This is a genomic window from Streptomyces stelliscabiei, assembly GCF_014873495.1.
Classification (GTDB): domain Bacteria; phylum Actinomycetota; class Actinomycetes; order Streptomycetales; family Streptomycetaceae; genus Streptomyces; species Streptomyces bottropensis.
The window spans coordinates 8,709,511-8,734,495 of sequence record NZ_JADBGF010000001.1; the positions used below are offsets into that span (position 1 = coordinate 8,709,511).

General features: G+C 67.7%; 19 protein-coding genes and 4 pseudogenes. 17 read left to right on the forward strand and 6 right to left on the reverse strand.

Annotated features, from left to right (window positions below; genetic code table 11):
* The first annotated feature begins 421 nt into the window (after positions 1 to 421).
* The 3 genes and pseudogenes from H4687_RS38315 (at position 422) to H4687_RS38320 (ending at position 3,676) form a co-directional block, all read left to right on the forward strand.
* Positions 422 to 1,657: an MFS transporter gene (locus H4687_RS38315; protein WP_012999330.1), complete on the forward strand. Its 1,236-nt coding sequence runs from the start codon at positions 422 to 424 to the stop codon at positions 1,655 to 1,657.
* Positions 1,658 to 1,886: 229 nt separating this feature from the next.
* Positions 1,887 to 2,126, forward strand: a pseudogene (locus H4687_RS46910) (IS5/IS1182 family transposase); the annotation flags it as partial.
* A gap of 290 nt (positions 2,127 to 2,416) precedes the next feature.
* Positions 2,417 to 3,676, forward strand: a complete 1,260-nt coding sequence (locus tag H4687_RS38320) for a cytochrome P450 (RefSeq protein ID WP_012999329.1) — start codon at positions 2,417 to 2,419, stop codon at positions 3,674 to 3,676.
* Between the two features lie 153 nt (positions 3,677 to 3,829).
* Here H4687_RS38320 and H4687_RS38325 read toward each other — a convergent pair.
* Positions 3,830 to 4,681, reverse strand: a pseudogene (locus H4687_RS38325) (transposase).
* Positions 4,682 to 4,698: 17 nt separating this feature from the next.
* Positions 4,699 to 5,097, reverse strand: a pseudogene (locus H4687_RS47700) (transposase); the annotation flags it as partial.
* Positions 5,098 to 5,127: 30 nt separating this feature from the next.
* Here H4687_RS47700 and H4687_RS38330 point away from each other — a divergent pair.
* On the forward strand, positions 5,128 to 5,751 hold the full coding sequence (locus H4687_RS38330; RefSeq protein WP_106437236.1) for a 2'-5' RNA ligase family protein: 624 nt from the start codon (positions 5,128 to 5,130) through the stop codon (positions 5,749 to 5,751).
* Between the two features lie 135 nt (positions 5,752 to 5,886).
* Here H4687_RS38330 and H4687_RS46915 read toward each other — a convergent pair whose 3' ends face one another.
* Positions 5,887 to 6,375 (reverse strand): hypothetical protein, encoded by a 489-nt coding sequence (locus tag H4687_RS46915; protein WP_012999326.1) that lies wholly within the window; start codon positions 6,373 to 6,375, stop codon positions 5,887 to 5,889.
* Positions 6,376 to 6,452: 77 nt separating this feature from the next.
* On the opposite strand from H4687_RS46915, the gene H4687_RS46920 reads away from it, so the two are divergent.
* Positions 6,453 to 6,656 carry a hypothetical protein gene (locus H4687_RS46920; protein WP_041668927.1) on the forward strand — a complete coding sequence of 68 codons (204 nt, stop codon included), beginning with the start codon at positions 6,453 to 6,455 and terminating at the stop codon, positions 6,654 to 6,656.
* On the opposite strand, the pseudogene H4687_RS46925 reads toward H4687_RS46920, so the two are convergent.
* Positions 6,599 to 6,944 (reverse strand): annotated as a pseudogene (locus tag H4687_RS46925) (transposase); the annotation flags it as partial. The gene H4687_RS46920 and the pseudogene H4687_RS46925 sit on opposite strands and share 58 nt — an antisense overlap.
* Positions 6,945 to 7,437: 493 nt before the next feature.
* Between H4687_RS46925 and H4687_RS38345 the strand changes: the two are divergent.
* The 10 genes from H4687_RS38345 (at position 7,438) to H4687_RS38390 (ending at position 20,029) form a co-directional block, all read left to right on the forward strand.
* Complete coding sequence (locus H4687_RS38345; RefSeq protein ID WP_012999325.1) at positions 7,438 to 8,280, forward strand: polyphosphate polymerase domain-containing protein; 843 nt, start codon at positions 7,438 to 7,440, stop codon at positions 8,278 to 8,280.
* Complete coding sequence (locus H4687_RS38350) at positions 8,277 to 8,954, forward strand: DUF4956 domain-containing protein (protein ID WP_037724132.1); 678 nt, start codon at positions 8,277 to 8,279, stop codon at positions 8,952 to 8,954. Before H4687_RS38345 ends, H4687_RS38350 begins: the two co-directional genes overlap by 4 nt.
* A complete protein-coding gene (locus tag H4687_RS38355) occupies positions 8,954 to 10,735 on the forward strand; it encodes a CotH kinase family protein (protein WP_049875659.1) in 1,782 nt (593 codons plus the stop codon). Before H4687_RS38350 ends, H4687_RS38355 begins: the two co-directional genes overlap by 1 nt.
* An 85-nt stretch (positions 10,736 to 10,820) precedes the next feature.
* Positions 10,821 to 11,567, forward strand: a complete 747-nt coding sequence (locus tag H4687_RS38360; RefSeq protein ID WP_012999322.1) for a response regulator transcription factor — start codon at positions 10,821 to 10,823, stop codon at positions 11,565 to 11,567.
* Positions 11,564 to 13,135 carry a sensor histidine kinase gene (locus tag H4687_RS38365; protein ID WP_012999321.1) on the forward strand — a complete coding sequence of 524 codons (1,572 nt, stop codon included), beginning with the start codon at positions 11,564 to 11,566 and terminating at the stop codon, positions 13,133 to 13,135. Before H4687_RS38360 ends, H4687_RS38365 begins: the two co-directional genes overlap by 4 nt.
* Before the next feature lie 30 nt (positions 13,136 to 13,165).
* Positions 13,166 to 14,002 carry a fumarylacetoacetate hydrolase family protein gene (locus tag H4687_RS38370; RefSeq protein WP_012999320.1) on the forward strand — a complete coding sequence of 279 codons (837 nt, stop codon included), beginning with the start codon at positions 13,166 to 13,168 and terminating at the stop codon, positions 14,000 to 14,002.
* A gap of 152 nt (positions 14,003 to 14,154) precedes the next feature.
* Positions 14,155 to 15,444, forward strand: a complete 1,290-nt coding sequence (locus H4687_RS38375; protein ID WP_037724135.1) for a bifunctional glycosyltransferase family 2/GtrA family protein — start codon at positions 14,155 to 14,157, stop codon at positions 15,442 to 15,444.
* A 17-nt stretch (positions 15,445 to 15,461) separates the two neighbouring features.
* Positions 15,462 to 17,702: an ArnT family glycosyltransferase gene (locus tag H4687_RS38380; protein WP_037724136.1), complete on the forward strand. Its 2,241-nt coding sequence runs from the start codon at positions 15,462 to 15,464 to the stop codon at positions 17,700 to 17,702.
* Positions 17,703 to 17,753: 51 nt separating this feature from the next.
* Positions 17,754 to 18,497, forward strand: coding sequence for a response regulator transcription factor (locus H4687_RS38385; protein ID WP_012999317.1), 744 nt, complete (start codon positions 17,754 to 17,756; stop codon positions 18,495 to 18,497).
* Positions 18,494 to 20,029, forward strand: coding sequence for a sensor histidine kinase (locus H4687_RS38390; protein WP_012999316.1), 1,536 nt, complete (start codon positions 18,494 to 18,496; stop codon positions 20,027 to 20,029). The genes H4687_RS38385 and H4687_RS38390 overlap by 4 nt, the downstream gene beginning before the upstream one ends.
* 568 nt (positions 20,030 to 20,597) lie before the next feature.
* Here the strand turns inward: H4687_RS38390 and H4687_RS38395 are convergent.
* Together H4687_RS38395 and H4687_RS38400 are read right to left on the reverse strand one after the other, a co-directional pair.
* Positions 20,598 to 22,205, reverse strand: coding sequence for an MDR family MFS transporter (locus H4687_RS38395; RefSeq protein ID WP_012999315.1), 1,608 nt, complete (start codon positions 22,203 to 22,205; stop codon positions 20,598 to 20,600).
* Between the two features lie 45 nt (positions 22,206 to 22,250).
* Positions 22,251 to 22,793, reverse strand: coding sequence for an acyl-CoA-like ligand-binding transcription factor (locus H4687_RS38400; protein WP_012999314.1), 543 nt, complete (start codon positions 22,791 to 22,793; stop codon positions 22,251 to 22,253).
* 226 nt (positions 22,794 to 23,019) lie between these two features.
* Here H4687_RS38400 and H4687_RS38405 point away from each other — a divergent pair, with 226 nt between their 5' ends.
* Positions 23,020 to 24,237 (forward strand): sensor histidine kinase, encoded by a 1,218-nt coding sequence (locus tag H4687_RS38405; RefSeq protein WP_158512224.1) that lies wholly within the window; start codon positions 23,020 to 23,022, stop codon positions 24,235 to 24,237.
* The gene (locus H4687_RS38410; protein ID WP_012999312.1) at positions 24,234 to 24,908 is read left to right on the forward strand and encodes a response regulator transcription factor; all 675 of its coding nucleotides are present in this window, start codon (positions 24,234 to 24,236) and stop codon (positions 24,906 to 24,908) included. Before H4687_RS38405 ends, H4687_RS38410 begins: the two co-directional genes overlap by 4 nt.
* The last annotated feature ends 77 nt before the right edge of the window (positions 24,909 to 24,985 follow it).

A 24,985-nucleotide genomic window follows, 5' to 3' on the forward strand; every position in this document is an offset into this window, starting at 1 on the left:
GTTCTCACAGAAAATAGACAGACGATCTTAAGGTCGGGTTGCCCGTACACCTCCTGAGAACCGAGATCCGCCGTCTGGTTTTGCCGGCGATCCGAGGCATACCCTCCAGGCACCCAAGCGGGTAACTTGCCCGTAATCCTCTGGATACCCCGAAATATGGGTATATGGCATGTCTTGACCGGCATGCCAAGAATGATTCGGAAGTGAACGCCATCATCGCGTGAACGAAACCGACAAGGCGCGACTGCTTCGTGGAGGAATGAGTCAGGCACCGCACCGGAGCTGCCGGTGTGCGCGGCCCGCTGGGTACCGGGACGGCGCGCCAAAGGGAACCGAACTACCGGAACGTAGGGACGCAAAGACAGGAGGCGGCATGTCACGAAACGCTCGTATAGCCGCGACGGTTGGTATATTCATCTGCATGGCCTTCAGTATGGGAGGGATATTCGCGGGGTCCTTCTCGGTCTTCCTCAAGCCCGTATCCGAATCCCTGGGATGGGCCACAGCGGGCTTTACGCTCATTTTTACGCTTTCGCAGATTGTGATGGCGGTCATGAGCCCCGTAGCCGGGCGCATCATCGACCGGATCGGCGCGAAGACTCCTCTGTGTGTCGGGATCGCGTTCTTCGCACTGGGCCTCTTCGGGCTGTCGACGATGAAATCTACCGGAGCCGTCTATTGGCTGTCCGCGGTGGCCATAGGTATAAGCGCGGCCCTCGCCGGCCCGGTGGTGGCTATGCGGGTCGTGGCGTCCTGGTACAGCACAAGCCGCGCGCTTTTCCTCGGCATGGTGATCGCTGCCGCGCCGCAGTTGGCGCAGTCCATCGTCGCGCAAATATCTCGTTTGCTCATCAATGACTACGGCTGGCGCACCGCCTACGAAGTGTTCGCGCTGGCCGCTCTTGTGTGCGGCGGCAGTGCCGCGTTCTTCCTCGTGCGGACCAAGCCTGTCGACGCGGCGGACGTGGCACGGGTTGAGGTGGAGAAGGCGGCCAACGCGGCCGAGCCGGGAGTCCCCGCCAAGCAGGCCTTCCGCTCCCGGACCTTCTGGACCATCTCAGTGGCCGACGCTCTGGCGACCGGGGCCCTGGTCGGCGCGCAGACGGTGCTGGTGAACTGGATGACGGGACGCGGCACCTCTGAGGGGACCGCGACGACCCTGGCGTCGATTCTGGCCCTGTCCGTCGTGGTCGGTGTGCTCCTGAGCGGGTACGTCGCCGACCGTGCTCACTCTCCCCGAACCGCGACCGCGTTTTACCTCCTACCCATCCTCGGGCTGACTCTGCTCCTGGTCTCCGGTACCACGTTCGTCCTTCAGCTCCTCGGCGTCATCCTGACGGGTACCGGGATGGCGACCGTCGCCATGCTCCTGCCGTATCTGATCACCCGTTACTTCGGTCTGCGGACCTCCGCCGAGATCTACGGCGTCAGTGCGGGATTGAACGTAGTGGCAGCGGGCCTCGGCTCCGTGCTGATCGGTATCGGATTCGACGCGACAGGAAGCTACACACTCCCGATCTCGATCGCCGCGGGCGCCACAGTCATCGCCCTGTTGCTGATGACAACCTTGAAGCCCTACACCTACGGCGTCTCCACCCCCGAGGTGCCTGCGGTCAGCGATCCGCCGGCTACCACGTCAAACCCAGCCGTGTACTGATCTTTGACCACAGGCTTGATACGGGTGTGGCGAGTTCGCGGCCGGTCCCGGCCAGGAATCCGGTGAGGAGTTCGGGATGGCGCTCAATGAGGTCTTCTCAGCAACGTGATGGTTGCGGTGCGTGATCGCCTGTGCGTGCGCGGGATGGTGCCCCGGCGTCAGACACGTGTGAAGCCCCTGGTAGGAACGGGTCTGCCAAGATCACGTTCCGTACAGCCAGAGGCTTCACGTGCCGTCCAGTATCACCTGCACCGCTGTCCTCGATGTCCGCAGAGAGACTGCCGGGCATCTCGCGATGCTGCTGCGCGGCCACCGCGCCCGGCTGGGAACCCGCAGGGGCACACGGGTGCCGGGTGTCTTCAAGCAGGCCGTGCTGGTGCTGCGCTGGTCCGTCGACGGCGCGCGTCTGGTCCAGCTGGCCCGCGACAACGGCATCTCGCTGCCCACGACCTACCGCTGCCGGCACGAGACACCGGATCAGCGGGACCAATCAGGCCGCTGCCGAATCGAGGTTGGTCCAGCGGTCGGTTGCGGAAGGCTGCGACTTGTTCGTCGAGGTGGCGGGCCAGCGCCGAGACCTGCGACTTCTACACCATCTCCATGGACGCAACCGGGGGAGGCCTCTATAGCCGGGCAGATCACCCTGAACCAGGGGAATGAACTCCGGAGTTCATTCCACTCGTTGCGTCCGTACCACAGTGGTACTCCTTGAGCGCGGCCGTGGACTCTTGCCGCCGGCAGCGCGTACAGGAAGGGTGGATGGACGTGACGAAGTCGATAGACGAACACGTTAAGCATTTTGATATTCGCGACACCGCCTTTGACGACCCCGAACTGGTGTACAAGGTCTACGAGGCAATGCGGACGATCGGCGCTATTGTTCCCACTGACCAGCTCGACTTCAGCGGGCGCTTCAAAGAAACACTTCAGGTGATTGGCTATGCGGAGTGCCACCAGCTTCTGAAGGATTGGCGGCGCGTATCGAACGATCCGCGAAAGGCGTTCGACAATCTTTCCGAGATCGAGCGCCGGTCGGACCTCCCGGTCGACGACAGTGCGACCCCCATCAGTACTGATCCGCCGGTTCAGAAGGAGCTTCGAAAGGTATTGAGTCCGTCCTTCACTCCTGAGCGGATGGTCGCGCTCGAGCCAAAAGTTCGAGCGGTGGCGAACAGGCTCATCGACGAGTTCATCGAGGAAGGCAAGGGCGACCTCGCGGATTTTTCGTGGAAACTGCCGAGCGAGATCTTGTTCGCTGAGTTCCTTGGCTTCCCGGCCGAGCTGCTCGGCGAGGCGCTGGCGGCCCAGGGCGCAAGTTTGCTCGCGTCGGACGCGGCCGAGCGAGACCAAAGTGCCGCTAGAGTCTTCGAGCTCATCGCCGATGTGCTGAAGGAGCGCGTGGGCCAACCTCCGCGTGATGACATCATCGACGGCCTGCTCAATTCCGAGATCGGCGGGCGCCCGCTGACAGTGGGCGAGAGAATGGCCAACGCGACACTACTGGTCGCAGCCAGCCTGGAAACGACATCGAACGCGCTTTCCGCCGCCTACTACTGGCTGGCGCATCATCCCGCCGAGCGGAGTCGCCTGGTCGCGGATCCTTCACTCCTGCCCGCCGCGGTAGAAGAGTTCGTTCGATATTCGGGTTCAGTACACGGCTTGCCGAGGTACATCACGGCGGACGTCGAAATCTGCGGGTACGGCTTCAAGCGAGGTGACGCTGTCATCGTGAACTATGCGGCAGCAAATCGCGATGAAAATGAGTTCGCGGATGCCGGGAAATGCATCATCGATCGTGAGCCAAATCGGCACCTCGGGTTCGGCTTCGGCACGCATCGCTGTCTCGGTGCGCCCCTCGCGCGGCTCGAGCTTCGCGTAGGTTTTTCGGAGGTACTTCGGCGCCTTCCGGATTACCGGATCGCAAATGAAGACACGTGTGAGTTCAGTGGCTCATCCTTCACGCGCGGCTACCAAGCCCTGCCGGTTGCCTTCACTCCCGGCCGACGTGAGCATTCGTGACGCACAAGGCGGAGGCCATTTGCGACGTAAGCCTTGACGAAAGGTGAATGCAAGGTGGGTACGTACGAGACGGATCACGATGCGGACCGTACGGGTAGGTGTCTCGAGTCGTACGCCGATCGCCATTCTCGTAGGGACAGGTGAGTCCGACGGTCAGCCGGGGTTCGGCAGGAGTGCAAGCCGTTCGAGGGCGTCTGTGATCTCGCGGGTCCAGGGCCAGTGGTGGACGAGGCGGAGGATGCGGCGTCTGCCGGTGGTGACGAGCTGACCGGTCGCGGAGAACAGGCGGAGCCGCAGGCGGCGCGGTTCCCAGAGGCGGGCTTGCCCGGTCAGGGCGAGCACGGGCACTGTCTCCAGCCAGACCCTGTTCTGCGCGGTGTCGTGCAAGGGGAGGTTCCGCAGGCCGGTCGAACGTGCGGCCCGGATGCGGTCCTCCGCGCGGGCCCGCAGCCGGTGACGCAGTTCGAGTTCGGCGATCGGCCGGTCGGGGGTGTTGGTGGCGAAGCACGTGATCCGCATGCCGTCGGCGTCCGTGATTCTCAACTGGGCTGTGCGGCCGTTCCTTGAGGACGATCAACCCCATGCCTTTCGCCCAACCGTCGAGCAGGTCACCGGTGAGTTCGGCGACCCAGGCCCGTCACGGACTTCGCCGCTTGTCTCGACGGCCGGGGTCCAGGCCGATGCGGGGATCTCCAGGACGTGCTGGTGGACGGCCTCGGTAATCACCATGCCGACTGAGTAGGACAGCCAGCGTCCGCGCTGGGCGAGCCAGGCCACGAACTCATGGGTGCCGCCACCGGAGTCGCAGCGGACCAGCGTCCGCTGCCCTCGCCGGTACTTCCCTGGTAGTTGAGCGAGGGCGAGGCGGGTGGCGGTGATGTGGTCGGCGGCCGTGTTCGAGCCCGCGTTGCCTGGGCGCAGGAGAGCCGCGACGGGTTCTCCGGTCCTTCCGGGCCGTGGTCGACGAACCCCATGAGCGGGTGGTGGCCGTAGGTCTTCTTCCAAGTCGGGGCGGCGTCCTGCTTGTCCGAGTGCGCGACGGCCAGGACCCCGTCCAGGTCCACGATCACCTGCCCGCCGGCATCCGGAGCCTGTTCGCCAGCCAACTCCCAGACTCTTTTGCGGACTTCGGAACGTGCGGCGCGGATCGCGGTCAGCGCCTTCTCGCCCGAAGCGGCGAGGGTGTCGATCAACCGGGAGACCGTCGGATCGGAAGCCACTGGGCCGAACACGCCCGGCTCGGCCCGTGGCATGCCGACGTCGGCCAGGCAGGCGCTGCCGAGTGCGATGGCCAGGGTCGCATCCAGCAGGACCTTGCCCGGATCGTGCACGGCCCGCGGTTTGCGAGTGGTGGGTGTAGGTGGTGCTGGACGACACGTGAAGCCTCTCACCGACCTGCCAGCCGGTACGGCATCACGCACCGCAACCGTTGTGTTGCTGAGAAGACCTCAATGACGACGCAACCTGAGACCATGCGGAACCACTGGTGGTGGCGGCCCGGCTGGAGGGTGGGCCGCCGCTTCTACACCCGGCATCTGTCGTTCGAGGGCCAGGACGACGTGCACCGGCTTGCCACCGAGTACCGGTCCGCGCTCGCGCCTCTCGGAGACATCCTCACCCCGATCCCCGACCAGTGGCTGCACCTCACCATGCAGGGCATCGGTTTCGTAGGCGAGACCAAAGAGCAGCACGTTAACTCCATCGTGGAGGAAACACACACCCGCCTGGCCGTCGTACCGGCCTTCGATCTACGGATCGGCCCGGAGGTGCTGGACCCCGAAGCGGTGCTGCTGCATGTCCACCCCGACAGCCCAGTCCGGGCCGTCCGAAGTGCCATCCGGGAGGCCATCGGTGATGTCCTTGGAGATGTTCCGGAGAAGGCCGAAGGCTTCACCCCTCACGTCTCTGTGGCCTACAGCGCCGGAGACGCCCCCGCACAGCCGATCGCGCAGATCCTCGACGACCTCAACCTCACGCCGGCACAGGCACGTATCTCCAGCGCGGGACTGATCGTGATCCACCGAGACAACCAGATGTACGAGTGGGAGCCCTTCGCGAAGGTGTCTCTCGGTTAAGCAGCCTGGTCCGGGATCGGTACAACGACACGAAGGCACCGTGGGTGGGAGATCGGCCACTCAGCGGCCTCATCCACGGTGCGCGCGGTGCGGTTGGCGCCACATCAGTGATCTGCCGCGCAGACATGGCATGTCCTAAAGGCCTGCCTCGTCGGTGAGCAGCGTCATCCCCAGCGTGGTCGCGCCGACGGTCACTGCAACTGCCCCATGGCACTGGGAGTTCGGATCGTCAGCAGTAGGGTCGCCGTGGCACCCATTCGCCACGTACTCCGACCCCGCGTCCGTCATCTTCGTGATCTGCTCGGTGGTTGCCTCGTACGGTCGGCCGGAGTCGTTGATTGCGGCCTGCAGTTCACGGACAACGTCCATGATGTCGGCGACGTAGCGGGCGCAGGCATTGCTCGAGGGTAGCTGGCAGGCGCTCGTCGACTCTGCGTCCTTGCCTGCGGCGGTTTCTAGCTTGGGGCTGTAGATCGGCTCCAGCTTCTCGGGCTGCTTCGCTGCGGTGGAAGCGGCAGTCTTGGTCGGCGCGCTCTTGGAATCGACACCGTCGTCCATTGAGCAGCTGGCGACGGCCGTGGTGAGCAGAAGGACGGTGGCGAGTGCGGTCGCGGTGCGGCGCATGGTTCCCCCCAGTGGTTCGGCGCACGGTGCGGCATCCTGCGAGATCGTGTGTCGAGTGAAGGCTGCGTGTCTGGGTTGTGGCTGCGGATGCCGGCGCCCGGCCGCGCGCGGACGCGAGCCGGGGACAGGAGGCGGTGTGCCGTCAGCAGCTCTCGTCGTCCTTCACCGCGTACGTGCAACCGCTCCAGGACCAGCTCCAGCAGACGCCGCGGCGCCCGGTCGGCCACCAGACGGTCGCGGAACTCGCTCAGCACGGAATGGTCGAACTCGGGATCGGTTAACTCCAGCCCCAGAAGAAACTTCCAGTCGATGCGCCGCGCACGGTAGCGGCCCCCTGGCGATCCGACAGGCCCTCCACGAACTGCAGCACCGACACGAGCGCCAACTGATGTGGCGGCCAGGCGGGTTGACCACGTTGTGGGAACAGCTCCCACGAAGTCCTCGTCGGCGAACAGCGGCCCGAGCGCCTCCCGGATCCGCATGCACAGACAGCCCTTGGGAAAGGCCAGCCGGGCCACCTCGGCGGTCTGGGCCGGAACCTCGCCCGGCAGACGTGGACGCAGCGACATCTCGATCACCTCACGCTCGCGCCCCCACGCCGATCCGGCCATCATCCCGCCACCGCAAGGTCATTTGGCGACCACCGCCGAATTCGCCAACGGTGTCCTGAGAGGGACGTGACCGAAGCCCGCCCCGAACTGCCCGCGGCATCAACCCCCTGGGCACCCGAGACCGATACCGGCCGTCGCTGGGTCGGCCCACCGCACTGCAGGCGGTCAGCGCCGCCGCCCTACGGACCATCCACCAAAACCGACCAGAGCTGTCCCGGACCGTGAGGACGCCGCGTCAACGCGCGCAGTTCATCTACTGGTCACCTTGAGTACTCCTGGAATTACCTCGCAATTCTCAGCTGCTTCTCACATCCCACCGGTTTTGTGTCCTGCGTCGCCCGATTGGGCCGTACGACGAAGGAGGCGCATGGTGGCACTACCGGTGACCACGTGGCGGAAATCCGAGAGCCGGGGGGAGGAGCAGCCCCCGGCAGAGGAACAGCCGTTGCACGTGGCCAGCAGGCTGCACTCGTTCAACCGGTTCGAGCTCAAGTACCTCGTTCCGGTCGAGGAGGCGGCCGAGATCCGGGACGAGCTGGCCGAGCGGATGGACCGCGATCTGAACAGCCCGGTCGGCGGGTACGGGGTGTGGAGCCTGTACTACGACACCCCGCAGCTGCGGTTCTACTGGGAGAAGATCGAGGGCCTGAAGTTCCGGCGCAAGCTGCGCGTCCGCCACTACGGGAACCTGGACGGGGTGACCGACGAGTCCCCGGTGTGTGTGGAGATCAAGCAGCGGGTCAACCGGGTCACACAGAAGCGCCGTATCACCCTCCCGTACGGCGTCGCCCGGCAGTTGTGCGACGGCCGGGAGATGGTGGAGCACTCCGCCAGGGAAAGCGCCTTCATCCAGGAGGTGCTCGAACTCGTCGTACGACTGAATCTGCAGCCGACAGCGATCACCGGCTATCAGCGCGAGGCGCTGGTCGGCCGGGCCGCGGACACCGGGCTGCGGGTGACCTTCGACCGGCGCATCCGCGGCCGGGACCGGGACTTCCACTTCGGCACGCAGAACCCGGAGAACCGCTTCACCATCCCGCCGCACCTGTCGGTGATGGAGATCAAGGTCAACGAGCGCACCCCGTACTGGATCACGGACCTGGCGGCCCGCCGCAACCTCAGCCTCATCCGGGTCTCCAAGTATGTGCAGTCCATCGAGGCGTTCGGGCTCGCGCCCCGGTCCATCTTCCACGTCCACGAGGCCGACCATCCATCGCCTCACACCCCCACCACGAACGGGCTGTCCGAGCAGCCGTCGGCGCGTCAGGCGCCCTTGAAAGCAGGAGCACAGTGAACTTCGATCTGCAGGAACTCAGCGGCACGTTCAGCGTTGCCGATGTCGTCGTGGCCATGGCGCTGTCGTTCGTCCTGAGCACGTTGATCGGTTACGTGTACCGGTACACGCACCGCAACGTCTCCTACAGCCAGTCCTACGTCCAGACGCTCGTCATCGTGGGCATGGTCGTCGCGCTGATCATGCTCGTCGTCGGGTCCAACCTGGCGCGGGCGTTCTCCCTGGTCGGTGCGTTGTCCGTGGTCCGGTTCCGGAACGCGGTCAAGGAGACACGAGACGTCGGCTTCATCTTCCTGGCCATGGCGATCGGCATGGCCTGCGGCGCCCGCTTCTACACGCTGGCTGCGGTCGGCGCCGTGGTGATCTGCGCCGTCATGCTCGTCATGTTCAAGTTCAACTGGTTCGCCCTCAACGTGCAGCGGCAGGTCGTCAAGGTCCAGGTGCCGGCCGGTGAAGACTACGGCCCCGCCATCGGTGACGTACTGATCAAGTACACCAGCGAGTTCGAGCTTGTGAGCACCGAGACGATCCGCGGCGGCGCGCTGACCGAGGTGTTCTACACGGTGCGCATGAAGAAGGGCACCGAGCCCGGCGACCTGGTGGCCGCGCTGCAGGAGCGGACATCGGGCCAGCGGGTGACGGTGCTGACCGGTTACGACTCGACCGACCTGTGATGGCCGGCGGCAGCGAGGCGGCCCCCACGGCCGCTGTGCGCAGGCCGCGGCGGATGCGGGACCGGGTACCCGTACGGCTGCGGCACCACTGGAAGTCCGCCGGCGCCCTCTGCGCGGGACTGGCGGTGATGGTCTACTTCTTCGGCGACGCCCGAATCTCGCCGTACGTCACCTCCTCCTCCCGCGTGGAGGCTGACGCCATCACACAGAACGTCGAGGGCACGGTCGACCTGTACGACACCTCGGTCTCCCACTCCATCCAACTGGAGTACGACCAGACCGACTTCACGAAGATGATGAAGGAGTTCCGCGAGGACGGGACCAAGGACTACATCGAGGCCGACCTCACCATCGACGGGGTCTACCTCGAGGACGTTGGAATCCGCCTCAAGGGCAACTCCACACTGTCGTCCCTGCGCGGAAGCGGCCGGGGCAGGCCCGGTGGCGGCCGGACCATGCCCGAAGGCGCCGAGCAGGGCGCCCCGGAGGCGCAGCAGGACGGCGCCACCGGGGGCCGGGACCGCGGCCAGGCCAATGGCCGCGGTCCCGGCGGGGCCGGCGGCATGGGGGGCCTGATGACCAACTACAACCTGTCCGAGAAGAAGCCCGAGGAACTGCCCTGGCTCATCAAGATCGACGAGTTCGTCGAGGGCCGCGCCTATCAGGGCGAGCGGGAGATCTCGCTGCGCCCCGGAAGCAACGGCCAGGTGCCGGTGAACGAGGCCCTCGCGCTGAGCCTGACGGACACCACCGGTCAGAAGAACGAGCGGTACGCCTTCACGTCGGTGAAGGTCAACAACCGTCCGGTCGCCGCCCGGTTGATGGTCGAGAGCCCGGACACGGAGTACGCGGAGTCCGTCGCTGACGGGAACGGCGTGCTCTACAAGGCGCGGGCCGGCGGCAGCTTCGAGTACAAGGGCGACGACCCGACCGACTACGAGGAGTCGTTCGAGCAGCTCAACAAGGTGGGCAGTCAGGACCTGGAGCCGGTCATGAAGCTCATCAAGTGGGCGAACGAGGCGTCGGACGAGGAGTTCGAGAAGGAACTCGACCAGCACGTGGACGTCGAGTCCTTGGCGACGTATCTCGCCGCGCAGAACCTGCTCATGAACTTCGACGACATGGCCGGACCCGGCAAGAACTATCTGCTGTGGTACGACCTGGACACCAAGAAGTTCTCGGTCCTGGGATGGGACTACAACTTCACCTTCACCGGCGATGCGACCTCGGGCCCGGACGACGACACGGGCATGGGCGGTGCCTTCGGTGGTGGCGCTGGAGGTGCCACTGGGCAGAGCAGCCGGGGCGGCCAGGGCACAGGTGGCCAAGCCGCGCAGAACATGCCCTCCGGGATGCCGTCAGGAATGCCCGAAGGAATGCCTGAAGGAATGCCTGAAGGGATGCCTTCGGGGATGCCCGAGAATCTGCCGGAAGGCATGCCGTCCGAAATGCCTTCCGGTCTGCCGGGCGGTCAGAACGGCCAAGGCGGTCAGGGCGGTGAGGGCGAAGGCGGTGGGTTCGCCGGCATGATCGGCCACCCGCTGAAGGAGCGCTTCCTGGACTCGGACACCTTCGACCCCGTCTACAAGAAGGCGTACAAGGAGCTGTACCAGAAGTTCTACGGCTCCGGGACCGCACTGAAGGCGCTGAACGCCATCGCCGAACAGGCGGGGAAGGCCGGTGCCGACGGCAAGGAGCTGGACTCCGCCGTCGAGAAGCTGCGCAAGACGGTCACCGACCGTACCGCGGCGCTGGCCAAGAACAAGGAGGTGACCGGCTGATCCCCGGCGCCCGGACGGCAGTCCCCGTGGGGCGCCGTCCGGGCGCTCGGCGCACCGCGAACGCCTCACCAGCAAAGGAAGGTCTATGCCCGTCGCGCCGTCGGCGCCCGCGCCACCTCCACACAATGTGCTCGTCGTCGAGGACGACCCCAGCATCCGCACCTTGCTCACCTCCGCTCTGCACGCCGCCGGTTACTCCGTGAGCACCGCCGACACAGGTCAGACCGCCATGTTCGAGGCCGGTCGCGGCCAACCCGACCTGATCGTGCTGGACGTCGGCCTTCCGGACATCGACGGCTTCGCGGTGACCCGTCATCTGCGGGCTGAGGGCGTCTATACGCCGGTGCTGTTCCTGACGGCGCGTACGGACGTCGAGGACCGCATCATCGGCCTCAGCTCCGGCGGCGACGACTACGTCACCAAGCCGTTCCACGTGCAGGAGGTGCTGCTGCGCATCCGTGCCATCCTGCGGCGCAGCGACATGCCACCAAGCGGCGGGACCAGGAGGCCGCCGCTGCGGTACGAGGATCTGGAGCTGGACCAGCAGACCCACGAGGTGCGCCGGGCCGGGCTGCCCATCCAGCTGTCGCCCACCGAGTTCCGGCTCCTGGTCTGCCTGCTTGCGCAGCCGGAACGCGTGGTGGGCAAGAAGGAGATCCTGTCCGAGGTCTGGCACTACGACTTCGCCGGTGACGCCCGCATCGTCGACACCTACGTACGCAACCTGCGGCGCAAGATAGACCGGTTCGAACCCCAGCTCATCCAGACGGTCCGCGGTGTCGGCTACTGCCTGCGGGCCGCACGCCCCGGACCGGGGGCGGCGGCGCTGTGAGGCGGTGGCTGCGCCGGCTGAAACCGCGCTCGCTGCGCGCCCGCCTGGTGCTCGGCGTCACGCTGCTGGCCACCTCGGCGGTTCTGCTCTGTCAGGCGGCAGGGCTCGCCCTGCTCCACTCCTGGCTGACGGACCAGGTCGACGGGCGACTGAGCCGTTTCCAGCTGGTGCCCCAGCTTTACAAGGACGTGGCCGACGGCCGGACGGCGTCAGGGGCGTCCGCCAGGACGGGCGGCCTCCCTTCGGACTACCGGGTGTACTTCTACGACAGAGGCGGCCACCGGATTGCCATGTCGCTGAGCGGCGACGGGGGCAGTGCCGGGCCGCGACTCCCGAAGTCGGAGGCGGAACTCGGCCTCAAGAACGGCCGACCCGCCACGGTCGCCGCAACCGACGGCGGCAGTACCTGGCGGGTGATCGCCCGGACCGGCACCGACGGCACCCGGGTCGTGGTGGCGCTGCCTCTGAAGGAGGTGGACGAGGCGACCTCCCGGATGCTGTGGTTCAGCCTCGCTGTCGGGGTGGCCGTCGCAGCGGGGGTCGTCCTCTTCGGCACCCTCGCTGTGCGGCTGGGGCTGCGGCCGCTGGTCGGAGTCGAACGCACTGCCAGGCGCATCGCCGAAGGTGAGTTGGAACTGAGCGTTTCGGACCGGCATGCGGTCACCGAGGTCGGCCACCTCAGCCGTGCCCTGAACACGATGCTCGACCGGCTGCGCACCGCGCTGCGTCGCACCGAGGCGTCGGAGCAACGGCTGCGCCACTTCCTGGCGGACGTCGGCCATGAACTGCGAACTCCCCTCACGTCTCTGCAGGGCTTCGCCGAACTCCTGGTGCAGGAGCCGGAGATGAGCCTGGAGCGACGCCAGGAGGCGCAGCAGCTGATCGTGCGGAACGCCGACCGGATGAGCCGTCTCATCGAGAGCCTGTCCCAACTGGCCAGGCTCGGTGAGGTACCCGCGACGCGGTGGCAACCGGTCGACCTCCTCTCTCTCGTGGCCGACGGTATCGCTGCCGTCGCCGTGCGACACCCTGGGCGCAGCATCGGCCTTGGCACTCTCGCCGACCCCGAGGACGACGCCCGCGTGAACGAGTTGGACGTCGTCGACGCCGTCGGCGACCCGCATCAGCTGGCGCAGATCCTGTCGAATCTGCTCACCAATGCGTGCGTCCACACTCCGACCGGGACACACATCCAGGTGCGTGTCGGCACCCTTCGAGTCCGCCCACACGGGCCGGGCACGACGGGACCGGGCCGTACCAGCGCCAACGCTCCGCTCATACCCGGTACTCGGGTCTGTGTCGTCGAGGTCGCCGATGACGGGGCCGGCCTTGCCGAGTCGCACGCGCGGCGGGTGTTCGAGCGGTTCTACCGCGTCGATTCGACCGAGCGGGCCGCGGCAGCGGGGTCCGGCCTGGGGCTCGCGATCGCCGCCGGCGCCGCCGAGGCCAACGGCGGCCGTCTGGAACTCGAGGCCAGGCCAGGTGAAGGCTGCACATTCCGTCTGCTCCTGCCGTATCAGCCCGCCGCTGCGGCGACGGCTGCCCCGGCTCTCCACACCTGCGTATAGGGCCGCATCGCTACAAAAGGAGTGCCACCGGTGAAGCTCAGCACCGTACGACTGGGACAAGGCCGTACAGCCGCCGCACGTCTGCAGAAGAAACACTGCGTGGTGCTGCCCTACCCGGACGTCGGGGCGCTGGTCGCCTCCGGCGCCGACTGGCGGGAACCAGCCGCTGAGGAAACCGGTGAACGCCGCAGGCTGGACGACATCTCCTACGCGCCCCTCATCACCCGGCCGAGCAAGATCGTTCGTGTGGGACCCAACTACGCCGCACGGGTACGGGAGACGGGCACCTCCTTCCCCACCGTTCCGGTGTTCTCCGTGCGGCAAGGCGGCCAGGGCGTTGCAGGTGCCCGCGACGCCATCTGCCTGTCGGCCGAGGGCCGGGACGTGGACTGGGGCGTGGAGTTGGGCCTGGTGATCGGGTGCCGGACCCGTGAGGTCACGGCCCGGACGGCGCTGCGCCATGTCGCGGGCTACACCGTCGTCAACGGCGTCGCCGCGCGGAGCGACTCGGGAAGCGCCCCGGCGTCGGGACTGTCCACGGACGTCACCCTGGTGGGACCCGCCATGGTCACCACCGACGACGTGCCGACGGGCGGCCGGGGTCTGACGATGAGCTGTGTCATCGACGGACGGGTCCGCCAGAAGGCGAACACCTCGCAGCTGATCTTCGACGTAGCCACCGTCATCGCCCATGTCAGCACCGTAGTCACGCTGCTGCCCGGAGACCTGATCACGACGGGCAGGCCGGCCGGACCAGGCACTGGACGCGAACCCGAGGTCCTTCTGTACCCCGGTGTGGACATGGTCACCGAGATCAAGGGTGTCGGGGAACTCAGGAACTCCGTGGTGCGGTCGGGTTCGCAGTGAACCGTGGGAGTGCTTTCGGCCATAGATCTGACTCTCTGTCAGTTCTCAGCGTTCTTTCCCCGCCTCCACAGGCGGGGCGGCAACAGTGAGGCCGCGGCCCGGACCTGGGCCTCAGAGCCGCAGTCTGCCGTCCCCTCACGCCTGAGGAAGCCATGACTCCCACCCCCCATCTCACCGAGACCACTGCCCGCCCGGAGCGCTTGGCCCCGTTCCAGCAGGTCGAGCGGTCCCTTCATGCACAGGCCGGTACCGCGACGGTCGACATCGTCGTTCCGGTCTACAACGAGGAACGCGCCCTGCCCGGCTGCCTGCGCACACTCCACGCCCGACTGGCGGCGGACTTCCCCTTCCCCTGGCGGATCACGGTCGCCGACAACGCCAGCACCGACGAGACCCTCGCCACCGCCCGTCGCCTCGCCGACGAACTGCCGGGCGTCGGCGTCGTCCACCTCGACCGCAAGGGCCGCGGGCTCGCCCTGCGCACCGTCTGGGGCGCCAGCGACGCGGACATCGTCGCGTACATGGACGTGGACCTGTCCACCGGCCTCGACGGGCTGCTGCCGCTGGTCGCCCCCCTGGCCAGCGGTCACTCGGACCTCGCCATCGGTTCCCGGCTGGCACCTGGGTCGCGCACGGTGCGCGGCCCGCGCCGCGAGTTCATCTCCCGCTGCTACAACGGCATCATCCGGCTCACGCACGGCGTCCGGTTCACCGACGCCCAATGCGGATTCAAGGCGGCCCGCACCGAGGTGCTGCGGCCCTTGTTGCAGGTGGCCCGCGATGACGCGTGGTTCTTCGACACCGAGCTGCTGCTGCTCGCCGAGCACAACGGACTGCGGGTCCACGAGGTCCCCGTCGACTGGGTCGAGGACGTGGACACCCGGGTGGACATTGTGGGCACCGCCACGGACGACCTGCGCGGGCTGTGGCGGATGACGCGGCTCAAGGCATCCGGCGGCGCCCGGGTCGACGTACCGTCTCGCCCCGCACCGGCCGCCGAGCACCCCGACGCGGTCCTCGCACCCACCACCCGGCGTGGCGCGTTGTCGTGGGAGGTCGGCTGCTTCCTGGCGATCGGTGTCGTCTCCACGGTCGGGCAGGCGCTGCTTTACTGGCTGCTGCGCGGTTGGTGGAGCCCGGCCGTCGCCAACCTGGTCTCGCTGTTCGTCCTCACCGTCCTCAACACGGAGGCGAACCGACGCCTCACCTTCCGGTACTCCACTGCTCCGCCCGCGCGAGCGCACTTGGGCGCCGGGGGCCTGTTCGTCCTGGGGTACCTGGTCACCTCCGGCGCGGTGCTGTGGTTCAAGTGGCTCGATCCCGGGGCCTCGACAGCCGCTGAGACCGCGGTCCTCGCCACGGCATCCGTGGTGGTCACCTGCGTGCGCTTCGCCGTGCTGCGGCTGGCCGTCTTCACCAGCGCCCCCCGCCGTACCCGTTGACGAGAGCGACTTCCGACATGAGCAATCCCACGCACCTCAAGCCCGTAACGGCCGCCTCAACACCCGACGATTCGCCTGCGTTCGTCCGCTCGCTGCCTGCCTGGGCTGCACCGGCCGCACTCGGAGCGATCCTCGTGCTCGCGGCCGTCCTGTACGGCTGGTCACTGGGCTCTCTGGAATGGGCCAACAGCTATTACTCCGCGGCCGTGAAATCGATGGGGAAGGGCTGGACCAACTTCCTCTTCGGCTCGTACGACCCGGCCGGGGTGGTCACGGTCGACAAACCGCCGGCCGCGCTGTGGCCGCAGGTGATCAGCAGCAAGATCTTCGGGCTGCACGGCTGGGCGCTGGTGCTGCCGCAGATGATCGAGGGCGTGGCCGCGGTCCTCGTCCTGCACCGCACCGTGCGGCGCTGGGCGGGGGAGGGGGCGGCGCTGGTCGCCGCTCTGGTGCTCACTCTCACGCCCATCACCGTGGCCATCAACCGGGACAACAACCCCGACACGCTGCTCGTCCTGCTGCTGGTGTCCGCGGCGTACGCGCTCACCCGCGCGTTGCAGGCCGAGGGCAGGACCGAGACCTGGTGGCTGTGTGCGAGCGGCTTCCTGATCGGGTGCGGATTCCTCACCAAAATGCTCGCCGCCTGGATGGTCATTCCCGCGTTCACTCTCGCCTGGCTCGTGGGAGGAAGCGGCCCCTGGATACCGCGAGTGCGGCGTCTGCTGGGCGCGGGGGCCATCCTGGCGGCGTCCTCCTTGTGGTGGGTCGCCATGGTCGCCCTGTGGCCGGGCGACCGCCCCTACATCGGCGGCAGCAAGGACGGCTCGGCCTGGGATCTCGTCATCGGCTACAACGGGCTGGGCCGGGTCTTCGGCTCGAGCGACGGGTCGTCCCAGACCATGGGCGGGTTCGGCGGCGGGTTCGGTGGCGCGTCCGGCCTGGGCCGGTTGTTCAACGCGCAGGTGGGCGGCCAGATCAGCTGGCTGCTGCCGGTCAGCGCACTGGCCTTGACCGTCGCCCTGGCCGGCGTGGTGATGCGCCGACGCGGCACGCTGTCCGCCGACGCCCTGCTGCCGGCCTCCGGCTGGCTGCTGTGGGGAACCTGGCTGGTGGTCTGCGCGGCCGTGTACTCGACACAGAAGGGCATCTTCCACCCCTACTACACCACCCAACTCGCTCCGGCGATCGCCGCCCTGTGCGGCGGACTGACCGCCACCCTGGTCCGTGTCCACCGTGCCGGCGTGCGCTGGGCGCCCCTGGTGGGCGTGGCCGCGGTCGTGGTCAGCGCGGTCTGGGCCGTGGCAGTGGTCCGCCGCGACTCCGACTGGAACGGCTGGCTGGTATGGCCGGTCCTGCTGCTCGGCTGCGCCGCGGTCGTCCTGCTGCTCCTCGCGCGGCGGCGCGGCCGGCTGCTGACGGTCGCCGTGGGTGCCGCCGTCGCGTCGGTCCTGGTGGCCCCGGGAGCGTGGGCGGTCAGCGTACCGGGCTCGACATCCGCGATGGGCGGCTCCAACCCGACGGCCGGTCCGATGACGTTCGGCGGGGGCGGCCGGATGCCCCGGCAGAGCGGGAACGACGGCGACCTTCCGTCGTCGGGGATGCCGTCGGGCTTCCCTGGTGGTGACGCCCCTTCGGGACAGTCCGGCCAGCCCTCCTCCGGCGATGTTCCTTCGGGAATGCCGTCAGGCATGCCGTCCGGTATGCCCACAGGGGGAGCGAACGGCATGCCCGGCATGTCCGGAGGCTCGACTTCGGGAGACAGCGGCATGCCGTCGTTCCCCGGCGGCGGTTCCGGGAAGGCCCCCAGCGGACGCGGTGGCTTCGGGGGCGGGGAACTCACCAGCGAGCAGCGCAAGATCCTCGACTACGCCGTGGAGCACGCACCCCAGGCCCGCATCAAGCTCGCCGTCGAAGGCGGTGCCATGGCGGCCAGCTCCTTCATCCTGGGCTCCGACGAGACCGTCATCGGCATGGGCGGTTTCACCAGCGGCGACAACGCGCCGTCGGTGGACGAGTTGAAGGAGTGGACGAAGAGCGGGGAACTACGCTATGTCCTGGGCTCCGACAGGAACAGCGGCGGCAGGCCGGGCATGACCGGGTCGGCTAACTACAGCAAGCAGCGTTCCGACTGGATCGCCGACAACTGCACCAAGGTTCCGGCATCGGCGTACGGCGGCACGTCGTCGAAGGAGAGCAGCGGTAGCGCGATGGGCTTCGGAGCAGGAGCCGACGTGCTCTACGACTGCGCCGCCAAATAGGCGACGCCGGAGCAACGGGGACCACCCGGGAGAACGGACCAGCATCACGTCATGACCGAGCAGTCCGCAACGACTCGTCCTCGACATCGGCTTCTCGTGGTCGAGGACGAGCCCAGCATCCGCACCCTGCTGGAGGCGACGCTCCGCCTGACCGGGTACGAGGTGAGCAGCACCGACACCGGACAGTCCGCCCTCGTCGAGGTCGAACGCCTGCGACCGCACCTGGTGCTGCTCGACGTGATGCTGCCGGACCTGGACGGCTTCGAGGTGACCCGCAGGCTGCGGGCGGCGGGTGACGAGTGTCCGATCCTGTTCCTGACCGCCCGCACCGGCACCGACGACCGCATCCAGGGCCTGAGCGTCGGCGGGGACGACTACGTCTCCAAACCGTTCAGCATCGAGGAGGTGCTGCTGCGCATCGAGGCCATCCTGCGCCGCACGGCACCGGTGGACGCGGCACTGCCACCACCGAGCGTCCTGCGCTACGCCGACCTCGAACTCGACGAGGGCGCTCACGAGGTGCACCGCGCGGGACAGTACATCGCCCTGTCCCCGACCGAGTTCAAGCTCCTGGCCTACCTCCTGTCCAACGCCGGCCAGGTGGTGAGCAAGGTCCAGATCCTCGACCACGTCTGGAGCTACGACTTCGCCGGTGACGCCAGGATCATCGAGACGTACGTCCGCTACCTGCGCAGGAAGATCGACTGCTTCGAGCCGCCGCTCATCCAGACCGTGCGCGGCGTCGGCTACTGCCTGCGGCTGCCCCGCGAGCACGAGGGGATGCCGGAGGAGTGATCCCCCGCCTGCCCCGGCCGCCCGGCTCACTGCGACGACGACTGATCCTCGGTGTCACTGTCCTTGCCACGGCGGCGGTCCTGATCTCCCAGGCCATCGGCTACGTGGTGCTCCGCTCCTGGCTGCTCGATCGCGTCGACCAGCAGCTGGTGGAGTTCCACCCCCCGGCCCCGGCCTTCTACGACGCCCTCCGTGGCGCTTTCCCCGCGCCGGCCGAGCGCCCGGACGTACTGCCGTCGGATTTCCACGTCTACTTCTACGACTCCTCCGGGCATCGCCTGAACAACTCCCTCGGCACGGAGGCAAAGCCGGGGCCTCGGCTGGCCGATCAGGCGCAGGACCTCGGCTTGCGGGACGGGCACCCGGAAACCGTGTCCGCCGTCAGCGGTGACGGCCGCTGGCGGGTGTTGGTCAATCCCGGCCCGGACGGCATGAGCGCGGTGGTCGCCCTGCCGCTCGACACCGTCGACGGCGCCACCTCGAAGCTGTTGTGGCTGAACGCCGTGCTGCTCGCTGTCACGATCGCCGGCCTGCTCGCCCTGGGCCGGTGGGTGGTCAGGCTGGGGCTGCTGCCACTGACCAGGACGGAACGTACTGCCCAGGACATCACCGCGGGCCGGCTCGACCTGCGGCTGCCGGACACCGACCCGCGCACCGAGATCGGACGGCTCGGCCGGGTGCTGAACTCCATGCTCGACAAACTGCAGACCGCCCTGCTGGCCCGAGAGGCTTCCGAGGCACGGTTGCGCCGGTTCGTCGCGGACGCCGGGCACGAACTGCGCACTCCGCTCACCGCCATCCAGGGCTACGCCCAGCTCGCGCTGCGTCCGGAGCGGCGCCCGGAGCGTGAGCTGCGGGAGGCCAACCGGTTCATCGCGCAGAACGCGGAGCGCATGAGCCTGCTCGTCGACGACCTCCAACTGCTCGCCACCCTGGACCGCGAACCCTCCTACCGCAAAGAACGGGTCGACCTGCTCTCGCTCGCGGCGGACGCGGTGAGCGCGGCCGCCGTCCACAGTCAGTCCCATCCCGTCGACCTCGGCCCGTTGCCCACTCCGGCAGATCCGGGCGGCACCGAGGAACTCGACGTGGCCGAGACCGTAGGCGACCCGCGCCGACTGGGCCAGATCCTGGAGAACCTGCTGTCCAACGCCCGCGTCCACACGCCGCCGGGCACCCGGGTCCACGTACGGGTGGGCACGACAGAGACCGGACCCGGAACGGGCGGCACCGACCGGCCGGGACGCACCTCCGCCTCGCCGCCGCTCCCGGAGCGCCTCCCGGTCAGCGTGATCGAGGTGGCGGACGAAGGACCGGGCCTCGCCCCCGTCGACGCCGAGCACGTCTTCGAGCGCTTCTACCGGGCCGACCCCGCCCGTTCCCGCAGCCACGGCGGGAGCGGCCTCGGTCTCGCCATCGCCGCGGCCATCGCCCAGGGCCACGGCGGCCGTCTCGAACTCGATACCGTCCCGGGCGAGGGCTGCACTTTTCGCCTGCTCCTCCCCGCAGCCGACTTCGGGCAGGGCCGTTGATGAGTCGGTGCCTTCGGGTGCCAGAGGTGATGCGCGGTGCTCGCGCCGGTGCGGGCGTCCGACGTTCCGACAGACCGTCGGCCACGCCGCGTCATGGCTGCGCCGAGGGTTGTCAGGCGCCGGCGGCGGGCGGCTCCGGGGCGGTCCGCCGTCGGCTGGGCTCCTGCCGCCGGGGCTGGTGCAGAGCTCTCGTCCTTGGCCGCGGCCTGATCGACGCGCGGGTAGCGCGGCAGCAGGAAGATCAGCAGGAGAGCGCGTTGAAACGATCCCCAGGGGTCGCGGGCGCGTCGACTGCCGCAGCAAGCACAGTAGCCCCTGCGTTGCAGGGCTCTGGAAACAGCACCAACTCGGCCGAGACAGGACCAAACGCTCAGTAAGTGCCGGCGAATGGACGGGAGCGACCAGGGCCCTTCTTCTTGGGCCCATCCAGACCACAGGTATTTCACGGTGATCGCGCCGTCGTCCCACTGGATGGCGACCGCTACAGGAAGCTCCGGCCAACGGGCCCTGGTCGAACTCAGCGACGCCTCTTCAACGGTGCGCCGGGCGGTCACTCCGCTCTGCAGCTTCATTTCCGTGTCATGGCCGCTGCTCCAGCCTCGGGCTCGCAGTCACCGCCGCCCGGAATCGCCTGATCCATTTTGGGCCCATTGCTGCCGCCCAGCTTCTTCTCCGGGAGGAGAAAAGCGAGTACGAGGCCCAGGGCGAACAACGGCGCCATGTATCGGAACACCGGGGTCAATGCCTGCTGATAGGCAAGGATCACGGCGTTCTGCACCTTGTCCGGCAGAGCGTGGACGAGAGTCGGCGTCAATGAGTCGGTGGATCCCACCACCTTGGCGTCCGCAGTGGAGAGTCGATCGGCGAGCTGGTCAGTCAGGCGGTGGGTGAACACGGCGCCGACTGCGGCGGTGCCCAGGGTGGCTCCGATCTCGCGGAAGAAGTTGTTGGCGGAGGTGGCTGTGCCGACGTCACTCGGCGGGAAGGCGTTCTGCACAGCCAAGACGAGGTTCTGCACGATCAGGCCAACACCCGCGCCCAACAGGAACAGGTAGCCACAGACGACAACGATCGAGGTGCTGGTGTCGAGCGTGGACATGAGCAGTACGGTGACGCCGACGACCGCGGTGCCGAGGATCGGGTAGATCTTGTAGCGTCCAGTCCTGCTGATCAGCTGGCCCGACGGGAGGGCAGTGGCCATGATGCCGACGACCATGGGGATAAGCAGCAGTCCGGACTCGGTCGCGGTCTTGCCGTACACCATCTGCAGGTAGGTCGGCATGTAGCCGACGGCTGCGAACATCCCGACACCGATGACGACCATGCCGAGCAGGGTGGCGATGCTGAAGATCCGGTTACTGAACAGCCGCAGCGGGATGATCGGTTCAGCCACGCGGCTCTGGGAGAACAAAAACAGGGCCCAGGCCACGACGGCGCCGACGGCGAGGCCGAGGACGAGCGGGTCGGTCCAGGCGTAGTCAGTGCCGCCCCAGTCGGCGACGAGTACGGTGCAGGTGACGGCGGCGGCCATCAGCGCGATACCGACGTAGTCGATCGCGACCCTGGTGCTACGGCGGGGTAGGCGCAGCGCGAACGCTGCGACTGTGAGGGCGAGCGCGCCGAGCGGCAGGTTGATCCAGAAGGCCCAGCGCCAGCCGATGCCATCGGTGAACCAGCCGCCGAGCAACGGCCCGACGACCGAGGCCAGCCCGAAGACGGCGCCCATCGGAGCCATGTACTTGGCGCGTTGGCGCGGCGGCACCAGGTCGGCGATGATGGCCTGCGACGTGATCATCAGGCCTCCGCCACCGAGACCCTGCACGGCACGGCCGATGATCAGAACGGTCATGTTCTGCGCCATTCCCGCGGTTGCGGAGCCGACGATGAAGACAGCGATGGCGCCGAGGAAGAGTGTCTTGCGGCCCATCAGATCGCCGAGGCGGCCGTATACGGGCATGGCGATGGTGGCGGCGAGGATGTACGCGGTGGTCACCCAGGCCATGTGGTTCACGCCGTGCAGTTCACCGACGATGGTCGGCAGCGCGGTGCTGACGATGGTCTGGTCAAGCGTGGCGAGCAGCATCGCGGTCATCAGGCCCGCAAATATCAGGCCGAAGTGTTGCGGAATCCCGGAGGAGCCCTGCTCCTCCTTCTCCGCCGGGGTCGGTCCACTCATGAAGGGTTCCTCAATTCGATGGGGGAACGTCGCACAAGGACGGGCTCAGTCGGCCGACAGGGCGTGCAGGAGATCCAAGGCGCGTTCCACGTACGGAATCGGAGAGTCGTCCGTGGCGCTTCCCGGTACTGCACGCGCCCAGCGCTCCAGACCGCTGCGCACCGCGGTCAGCGCGACGGCGGCGATCAGGCTCGGCACCTCGTCGTCCGGCCGCTGCCCCATCCGTTGGGCGACCACGTCGGCGATGGACCGCTGAAAGCCGTCGATACGTGCCAACATCGCGGCCAGTACGGGGGGATGGCTGTCCGCCAGCGCGAACACGTCGTGCATCAGCGCCCGCTCGGGCGGGTTGTCGGTCATCTCCCGCACGAGCAGTTGGGTCACATCCGCGAGCACGGTCCGGGGAGATGCGACGCCGGCCGCGACAAACTCCGCGGCCAGGGCCGGGGGCACCTCCTTCGGCCCCAGCAGCAGGGCCTCCTCCTTGTTAGGGAAGTAGTTGAAGAAGGTGCGGGGTGAGACCCCGGCCTCCGCGCTGATCATGTCGACCGTGACCTTGCCGAAGCCGTGTTTCCGGGCAAGCCGCAAGGCGGCTGTGTGGATTTCACGCCGTGTCTCGCGGCGCCGTCGGTCGCGCAGACCTTCACCTGGGGATGCCATGCCGCAATTCTTGCATATTCTGCAAACTTTGCGGACTACGCAAGATGTGAAGCTCATGACTCGCCCGGGCTGCCAGGCATACCGCCACCGCAGTAGAGACGGATGCCGCAGCTGGGTGACGAGCCGCCGTCGTGGCGCTGCCTACGCTGTTCATATGCGAACGATCGGCCAACTTGGCCGCGCGGCGGTCCGAAACCGACCAGGAGAGGCGCGCCTCGTCGGCTACGTGGCCATGGCATCTTTGGTGACCGCGTGCGGCGATCCCAACCGCTTTCCCCAGTGGCCCAGCCTGCTGGACATTGCATTCGCCTGTCTGGCGAGCATCGCGTTGCCGGCCCGAGGTCGCAGTGCGCTCGGCGTGCTTGTGACGGTCTCCGGGTTGTCCGTGGCCTACCAGGCCTGTGGGGGCCCGTTCTTTCCCGCGCTGCCGCCGCTCATGGTCGCCCTGTACACGGTCGCGCTGCACTCCGGTCGGCGTCAGGCATGGACCGCTGCTGCCCTCACGGTGACCGCCATGGCCCTGGCGGCCGCGTTCTTCCAGCCAGGCCCGTTGCTGGGGCCACAGCGCGTGGGAGCCGTCGCGTGGATGGGGCTGGCCACAGTCGTCGGCGACTCGGTCCGTAACCGCCGCGCCTACGTCCGGGCCCTTGAGGAAAGGGCAGAACGAGCCGAACGGACGCGCGAGGAGGAGGCCGCCCGCCGCGTGGCCGGTGAACGAATGCGGATCGCCAGGGAACTTCACGACGTCGTCGCGCACGAACTCACGCTGATCAACGCCCAGGCTGGGATCGGCGTCCATGTCGGAAGGAACGATCCGGTTCAGATGGCCGAGCTCCTTGAGGCCATCAGGGACGGTTCGAAGGGCGCGCTCGGCGAGCTGCGTTCCATCGTGGGACTCCTGAGCCAACCCGGGGACGCGGTGGCGCCACGCGAACCGAGCCCAGGACTCGTTCGGCTGGAGGATCTCGTGATCTCTTTCGACCGAGCCGGCCTGCGCGTGGACGTGGACCGTGACGGACCGGAACGGGCGACACCGTCTGCGGTGGATGTGGCGGCCTATCGGATCGTGCAGGAAGCGCTGACCAACGTGCGCAAGCACGCGGGCGTGGACGCTGCCGGGGTACGGCTGCGCTACAGCCACGACGTGCTGCACGTCACCGTGGAGAACGACGGTGACCCTCTACGGCCCCAGAGCGAAGGCGACAGCACGGGTCGCGGCCTGATCAGCATGCGCGAGCGAGCCGCCGCAGTGGGGGGAAGCACGGTGATCGGCCCACGCCCCGGCGGCGGATTCGTCGTGGAGGCATGGTTGCCGTTGAGCAGCGCGCAGAGCACGGAACGTGAACGAGTGAGGAACGAGGGCGCCCGATGACGATCCGGGTCCTGCTGGCGGACGATCAGGCGCTGCTGCGCGGCATGCTCAGACGGCTTGTCGACAACACTCCGGGCATGGAGGTGGCCGGCGAGGCAGCGGACGGTGCCGAGGCGGTCGAGCTCGTACGGGCTCAGGGCGCGGACGTGGTCCTCATGGACATCCGGATGCCCGGAACCGACGGCATCGAAGCCACTCGGACCATCACAGCTGATCCCGCCCTCGGCGAAGTGAAGGTGCTGGTCCTGACCACGTTCGAGATCGACGAGTACGTTGCGGAGGCGGTCCGGGCGGGAGCGAGGGGTTTCATCGGCAAGGGCGCCGACCCGGAGGACCTGCTGGCGGCGATCGAGACCGTCGCGGCCGGCGAGCCCATGCTGTCAGCAGCGGCAACGGCCGCCCTCATGGGCCGTTTCCAGGCTCACGCCCCGCGCAACTGGGCGAAGGAGACTGAGCGCTTGGCGGAACTCACGCCACGAGAGCGCGAGATGTTGGTCCTGGTGGCGAGCGGCCTGACCAATGACGACATCTCCGAGCGACTGCAGTTGAGCCGACACACCGTCAAGACGCATGTCAACCGGGCCATGACCAAGATCGGTGTCAGTGAGCGGGCGCAGCTTGTGACGATCGCCTACGAGAGCGGATTGGTGCAGCCGGGCGACATGCTCTGATACCGCGTCCGGCCCCCGAACGCGGTAGGCGGCTGTATGCATAACGCGCCCGCGGTAGGCGCAAAGCACCGCGGGTG